The organism is Pauljensenia hongkongensis (genome assembly GCF_001746855.1).
Classification (GTDB): domain Bacteria; phylum Actinomycetota; class Actinomycetes; order Actinomycetales; family Actinomycetaceae; genus Pauljensenia; species Pauljensenia hongkongensis.
Genome location: NZ_CP017298.1, coordinates 2,035,064 through 2,041,913, shown reverse-complemented (window position 1 = coordinate 2,041,913; position 6,850 = coordinate 2,035,064). Strand labels below are relative to the sequence as shown.

Below are 6,850 nucleotides of genomic sequence, written 5' to 3'. Positions count from 1 at the left end.
ATGATCGGCCCCGGGGAGGGGGCCCGCGAGGCAGCCGAGCGCGCGCGGGCGCCCGGCGGCGGGCCCGCCGCAATGGTCTTCGCCTCCGCGATGGGCCTGCTCGGCGCCCAACTGGGGATCGTCCGCCACCAGGTGGGCGACGTGCCCCTGGTCATCGGCGGCGGCCTGTCGGAGGGCGGGCCCCTCGTCTACGACAACCTCGCCCGGGGCGCCGCCTCCGTCACCGGGCGCATGCCCCCTCCCCGCATCGTCCCCGCGGCGCTGGGCCCTGCGTCGCAGGCGCTCGGCGCCGCCGCCCTGGCGCTGCGGAGCGCCCAGGGGCCCTCCGCGCTAGCCCACCAATAGAAAGGCAGCCATGTTCGCCGATACCGCAGCACTCGCCCGCGAGTGCGCTCAACAGGGCCGCGGCCTCGCGGCCTTCAACGTGGTCCTCCTCGACCACGCCGAGGCCTTCATCGACGCCGCGGAGCGCTGCGGCCTGCCCCTGGTCCTCCAGCTCTCCCAGAACGCCGTGAAGTACCACGGCGGCCGCCTGGCGCCCCTGGGGAAGGCGCTCCTCGAACTGGCCCGCGCCTCGTCGGCGCGCGTCGCGGTCCACCTGGACCACGCCGAGGACCCCGGCCTTTGCCGAGCGGCCATCGACCTCGGTTTCTCCTCGATCATGTACGACGGGTCGGCGCTGCCCGACGCCGACAACCGCGCCTCCACGAAACGGATCGCCGAGGCCGCCCACGCCGCCGGGATCAGCGTCGAGGCCGAGCTCGGCGAGGTCGGCGGCAAGAACGGGGTCCACGACCCCTCCGCGCGCACCGACCCCGACGAGGCGGCGGCGTTCGTGGCGGACACCGGGGTGGACATGCTGGCCGTCGCCGTCGGCTCCTCGCACGCGATGGCCACCCGCGACGCGGTGCTGGATGACGCCCGCATCGCCGCCATCCACCGCGCCGTCGCCGTGCCGCTGGTGCTCCACGGCTCCTCGGGCGTGCCAGACGACGGGATGCGCTCGGCGATCCGCGCCGGGATGACGAAGATCAACGTGTCCACGCACCTCAATGCCGTGTTCACATCCGATGTCCGGCGGATGCTCGACGAGGACCCGCGCGCCGTCGACCCCCGCAAGTACATGGGCCCCGGCAACCGCGCGGTCAGCGCCGAGGCGGAGCGCCTCATGCGCCTGTACACCACTGTCCACGACTAGCTGTTGTGGGTTTGCTGTCGTGGGGTAGCGGCCCGCGCTGCGCCGACGAGGGCTCCGGGCGCCGACTGGGCTGCGCCGACGACGGCCCCTGGGGCACGGACTGCGGTGACTGCAGATGAGGGCCCCGGGCGTGGGCTGCGGTGACTGCCGATGAGGGCTCCGGGCGGGGCCGCCGGCGCGCGTTGTTGGCATGAACGCGCGTTGTCCGCACCGACGCGCGTTGTTGACACCAGCGCGCGTTATATCCCCCTCGCGGTGTCAACAACCCCCTCACGATGTCAACGACCCCCTCACGGTGCCGACAACGCGCGTCCGTATCGACAACGCGCGCTCGAACTCGCACCCGGGCCGGGCACGCTGCGGACACGGCCGACAACGCGCGTCCACACCAGGGGGGCACCCGCGCCAGGGCCAGACCCCAGGAGGACTGCTCCGGATCGCGCACCACCCCCTCGGAGTACGCACACAAGGACCCCGATTTAAGAAACACGCACCGCACACAAGGGCGGAATCAAGCCCTTGTGTGCGGCCCAGTGTTGCGTAATTCCCTCCCTTGTGCGCGACACCAGCGGACACGGACACCGAAAAAACGAAGCAAAGGGACGGACCGTGAAGAAAGGGGCGGTTAACCGCATGGGGCCCCGCCCGCACCACCTGGGAAGTCGCGCCCGCACCACCTGGGGAGCCGCGCCCGCAGCGCCGCCCTACGGCAGTGGCTTCACCGCGCGGTGCAGGGCGACGATGCCACCCGTGAGGTTGCGGTACTGGACCTCCGACCAGCCGTTGCGGGCGATCATGGCGCCCAGGGCGCGCTGGTCGGGCCACTGGCGGATCGACTCGACCAAGTAGTCGTAGGCCTGGGCGTTGGTGGAGGCCAAGCGCGCGAGCAACGGCATCACCGTCCGCTGGTAGGCGCCGTACACGGCGCCGAAGGCGCGCGAGGGCGGCGTCGAGAACTCGCAGACCACCAAGCGGCCCCGGGGGCGCACAACGCGCGCCATCTCGCGCAGGGCCCCCTCGGGGTCGGGCACGTTGCGCAGCCCGTAGGAGATCGTCACCGCGTCGAAGGACGCCTCGTCGAAGTCGAGGTCCATGGCGTCGCCCTGCACGAACTCGATGTCCGGGTGGCGCTGGCGGCCCACCTCGATCATGCCCTCGGACAGGTCGCAGGCCACCACCTCGGCCCCGCCCTTGGCCAGGGCGGCTGAGGAGACGCCGGTGCCCGCGGCCAGGTCGAGGATCCGCTCGCCGGGGTGCGGGGCCACCGCCTTGCGGAACGCGGCCATCCACACGTGGTTCATGCCCCCGGTCATGAGGGCGTCCATCATGTCGTAGCGCTCGGCGACGTGGTCGAACATTGACGCGACGTCCGCCTGGGTCTTGTCTAGGTCTGCGCGCAGGACTTCACTCATGCCCCAATCCTCCCACGTCCGGGGGCCGGGTGTCGCGTCGCCCGCTACGATGGGGGCGTGCTGCCAACCGCCCCCCTATCGGACCTGCGATTCCACGTGCGCCAGGTGCCCCCGTCGTCTCCGTTGGCACGTGCCGGGCTCCTCGATTTCCTGCCGGAGGCGCAGGGCGGGTGCGCGTGGATGGGGCGGCGGCGCTCGATGGTCGGAGTCGGCGCCGCCTGGAGGTTCGCGCACCGCGGCCCCGGGGCCATCGCAGGGTTCCACGAGCAGTGGGAGGCGGTGGCCAGCGGTCCTCCGGCGCCCGCGCCCCAGCCGGTCGCCTTCGCGTCCTTCGCCTTCTCCTCCGGGGTTTCCGTCGCACTCGTCCCCGCCGTGGCCGTCATCGACTGCGAGCACGGGCGCTTCGTCGTCCACGCGTCCACCCCCGGCGCCGGAGCGGAACACGCCGCCGGCGCCGGCACGGCCCCTGCCCCGGGCGCCGACGCCCTCCCCGCGCCCTCGGCTGCGGACCTGCCCGCCGATCCGCTCGAGGCCGCCGCCGCGCTCCTGGAGCGCCGCTCCCCCGTCGCCGTGGCGCGCCTGGTCGGTTCCGAGCAGGGCTCGATGACCCGCAGCCAGTGGCGCGGGCAGGTCACCCGGATGGCGGCGCTGCTGCGCGGGGGCCGCGCCCAGAAGGCCGTCCTGGCGCGGGACATGATCGCGCGCGTTCGCGGCTTCGACGAGCGCCGCCTGCTGGAGCGCCTCAGCGCGCTCTATCCGTCGACGTGGATCTTCGGAGTCGACGGCCTCATCGGGGCGACCCCCGAGATGCTGGCCTCCGCGCGCTCCGGGCGCGTCTTCTCGCGCGTCCTGGCGGGGACGTGCGCTCCCGGCGGGGGTCCGGCGCTACTGGAGTCCGACAAGGACCTGCGCGAGCACGCGCTCGCCGTCGAGTCCGTGGCCTCCGCCCTGCACCCCCTGTGCTCCGACCTGCGCGTCCCCCAGGAGCCCTTCCTGTTGGAGCTGCCCAACGTCACCCACCTCGCCACTGACGTGTCGGGCGTCCTGGACGCGTCGCTGTTGGACGCGGTCGCCGCGCTGCACCCCACGGCCGCGGTCTGCGGGACGCCGCGCCACGAGTCCATGGGGCTCATAGAGCGCTACGAGGACACCGACCGGGGCCGCTACGCGGGTCCCGTCGGCTGGATCGACACCTCGGGGGAGGGCGAGTTCGCCCTCGCCCTGCGCTGCGGCCAGGTCGAGGGCGCCGGGGCGGGGGCGGAGGATGGCTCCCGGATCAGGCTCTTCGCGGGCGCCGGGATCATGCCCGACTCCGACCCGGGGGCCGAGTTGGTCGAGACGGAGGCGAAGATGCGGCCCCTCCTGGACGCCCTCGGCGCGCGCTGAGGAGACGCCAGGGCGCGGCGGAGAAGGGCTCCGCACCGACGACGCCGGGGCGTTGTCGGTGCGGAGCCACTGGCCGGGACCGCTTCACGCGGCTGCCCTCACTTGGCCTGGAGCGCCACCTGGACCTCGTGCGAGGCGCCGTCCCTCACGTAGGTGAGTTTCACGGTGTCCCCGCCCTTGTAGCGGCGGATGTAGCCGGTGAGCTGCTTGGCGGAGGAGACCTCCTGGCCCTCCACCTGGGTGATGACGTCGCCCTTGCGCAGGCCGGCCTTGTCGGCCGCCCCGCCCGAGGTCACATCCGCGAGCTCGGCCCCCGCGTAGGTGTCGCCGCCGACGCTGACGGCCGCGGTCGTGACGTTGACACCGAGCACCGCGTGGCTGACAGTGCCTTTGGCGATCAGCTGGTCGGCGACGGAGGTCACCAGATCCGAGGGGATGGCGAAGCCGAGGCCGATCGATCCGGCCTGCCCGTCCGAACTGGTGACCGACTTGATGGACGAGTTGATGCCCACGACGGCGCCGGTCTGGTCGAAGAGGGGGCCGCCGGAGTTACCGGGGTTCAGCGAGGCGTCGACCTGGATGGCGTTCGTGATCACCGTGTCGGAGGAGCTCTGGTTGCGCTTCTGCTGGCCGAAGGGATCACTGGAGTCCCCCTGCCCGTTGTTCTTGGAGGAGTCGTCGTCCACGGCCACCTCGACGGGCCGGTTGAGCGCGGAGACGATCCCCGTCGTCACGGTCTTGGACAGGCCCAGGGGCGCACCGATCGCCATGACCGGCGCTCCGACGGTGAGATGCGAGGACGAGCCGAAGCGCGCGACCGTGAGGTCCGAGGGCGGGTTGACCAGCCGGATGACGGCGAGGTCGGTCGTGCGGTCGTGGCCGACGACCTCGGCGTCGTAGATGCGCCCGTCAGCGAGCGTCACCTGGATCTTGCCGCCGGATTGCACTGCGGCAGCGATGACGTGGTAGTTGGTGACGATGTCGCCCTTGGCGTCGTAGACGACGCCGGATCCCATGCCCGTGGACGAGGAGCTCTGCACCTGGATCGTCACCACTGCGGGGGACACGGCGGAGGCGACCGCCTGCCAGTCTGGGGCGGAGTCCGCAGAGGCCACGGACGCCACCGTCCCGCCGTTGGCCGAGGCGGCCGACGAGTCCTGGGTGGAGTCGGGGCGGAGCACGAACCACAGGCCGCCCGCAGTGACCAGCGCCGTGACGAGCATCGAGGCGACGAGGGCGAGCCATCCCGGCCCCTTCCTCACGACGGCCGCCCCGGTCACGGGCGCGTACTCGGGCGCGCCGGTGACAGGCGCGTACTCGGGCGCGCCCTGCTGCAAGGGCATCTGGCCGACTGGCTGGGGGAAGTCGTGGGACCCGTCGCCGCCTGGAGCCTCCTGCCCGTAAGCGGGACCCGCCTCAGCCGGGGGCTGCCCATAGGCGGGGGACCCCTCGGACTGGAACTGCCCGTAAGCAGGCCCAGCCTCGAACCCCGTCTGCCCGTAAGCAGGACCCGCCTCAGCCGGGGGCTGCCCGTAAGCGGGGGACGCCTCATACTGGAACTGCCCATAAGCTGGCCCGGCCTCAGCCGGGGGCTGCCCATAGGCGGGGAACCCCTCGGACTGGAACTGCCCGTAAGCAGGCCCAGCCTCAGCGGGCGGCTGCCCATAGGCGGGGGACGCCGCGGACTGGAACTGCCCGGCGGTCGCACTGGGCAGCTGCGCGGTCTCCTGCACGCGCGGCAACTGCATGGTCTCCTGCACGCGCGGAAGCTGCATGGTCTCCTGGGCGCTCAGCGGCAGCGCGGCGCCGTCGACCCTGGGCAGTTGCGCGGTCTCATCGGCGCCCGGCAACCACGCTCCCTCCTGCACGCGCGGGAGCTGTTCCGTCTCGGCGGCGCTGGGAGCGGCGGACGGCGCCTGTGGCGCGGCACCGGCGGTGGGCGCCTGCCCGGCACCTGACACGTATGGGGCCTGCTGGGCCTGGTCGGTCCATGCCTCGGGCCGGGTCCCCGGATCGCGGGGCACCCACTGGGAGTTCTCGTCGCTCATAGGTCCTTCTCGTTACTGGGTTGTGCGTTGAGTCAAGTATGCACGTCCTTCATTCCCAACCACTGGGGGTTCACTGAAAGTTGTCTGAATCCTCATACCCGCCCGGCCGCCAAGCCGAGCGCCGAAGCGCTGCCCGCCGTGGCGTAGAGTCCGGCGGCGCGGCTGATCGGCACGTGGAGGACGCGCACTCCCCCGCCATCCGCCCCCTCCCGCAGTGCCCCGCGCAGTCCGTCGGCGTCCAGCCGCTGGTAGCGGGCGCCGTAGGCGGCGGCGAGCGCCGCGGTATCGGTGCTCTGCCCCGCCCCGAACCACCGGTCGTACAGGTCGGCGTGCTCGCGCCGTCCGTGCTCCAGGGTGGCGAAGATCCCCCCGCCGTGGTCGTCGGCGACGACGATGTCCAGGGGCGCGCCCTCCGCGGCGGCGAGCGCCAGCGACGAGGCGTCGTGGAAGAACGCGAGGTCGCCCAGCAGGACGACGGTCCTGGGCGCGGGCGCCCCACTGGCCGCCCCCAGCCCCCGGGCGATGCCCGCAGCCGTCGCGATGGTCCCGTCGATGCCGGCGAGGCCCCGGTTCGAGTGGATGCGGCGCCCCGCCAGGTCCGCGCACACGAGGTCGACGGCGCGCACCGGGTTGGAGGCGCCCAGCACGAGCGGGCCGTCGGAGGCCTCCTCGACCGCGCGCGCTACCTCGAACATGGTGGGCGGGCCCCCCTGGGCCGCGCACCGGGCGACGAGGGCGTTGACGGCGGCGCGCGCCGCGCGGTCCTGCTGCTCCCATTGGCTCAGCCAGTCCGGTGGCGCCCAAAC

5 protein-coding genes and 1 pseudogene are annotated in these 6,850 nt (G+C 73.0%); 3 read left to right on the top strand and 3 right to left on the bottom strand.

From position 1 onward, the window contains the following. Positions 1-345: pseudogene (locus BH719_RS10255) on the top strand (ROK family protein); the annotation flags it as partial. A gap of 10 nt (positions 346-355) precedes the next feature. Next, positions 356-1,198, top strand: a complete 843-nt coding sequence (locus BH719_RS08450) for a class II fructose-bisphosphate aldolase (RefSeq protein WP_009744421.1) — start codon at positions 356-358, stop codon at positions 1,196-1,198. Positions 1,199-1,902: 704 nt separating this feature from the next. Here the strand turns inward: BH719_RS08450 and BH719_RS08445 are convergent. Beyond that, positions 1,903-2,610: a class I SAM-dependent methyltransferase gene (locus tag BH719_RS08445; protein ID WP_009744420.1), complete on the bottom strand. Its 708-nt coding sequence runs from the start codon at positions 2,608-2,610 to the stop codon at positions 1,903-1,905. Positions 2,611-2,667: 57 nt separating this feature from the next. Here BH719_RS08445 and BH719_RS08440 point away from each other — a divergent pair, with 57 nt between their 5' ends. Beyond that, the gene (locus BH719_RS08440; protein WP_157098224.1) at positions 2,668-3,996 is read left to right on the top strand and encodes an isochorismate synthase; all 1,329 of its coding nucleotides are present in this window, start codon (positions 2,668-2,670) and stop codon (positions 3,994-3,996) included. A 98-nt stretch (positions 3,997-4,094) separates the two neighbouring features. Here the strand turns inward: BH719_RS08440 and BH719_RS08435 are convergent, their stop codons facing one another. Continuing rightward, positions 4,095-6,044 (bottom strand): trypsin-like peptidase domain-containing protein, encoded by a 1,950-nt coding sequence (locus BH719_RS08435; RefSeq protein WP_009744418.1) that lies wholly within the window; start codon positions 6,042-6,044, stop codon positions 4,095-4,097. A gap of 92 nt (positions 6,045-6,136) precedes the next feature. Further along, the coding region (locus BH719_RS08430; RefSeq protein WP_009744417.1) for a thiamine pyrophosphate-dependent enzyme at positions 6,137-6,850 on the bottom strand (714 nt) is incomplete at its 5' end.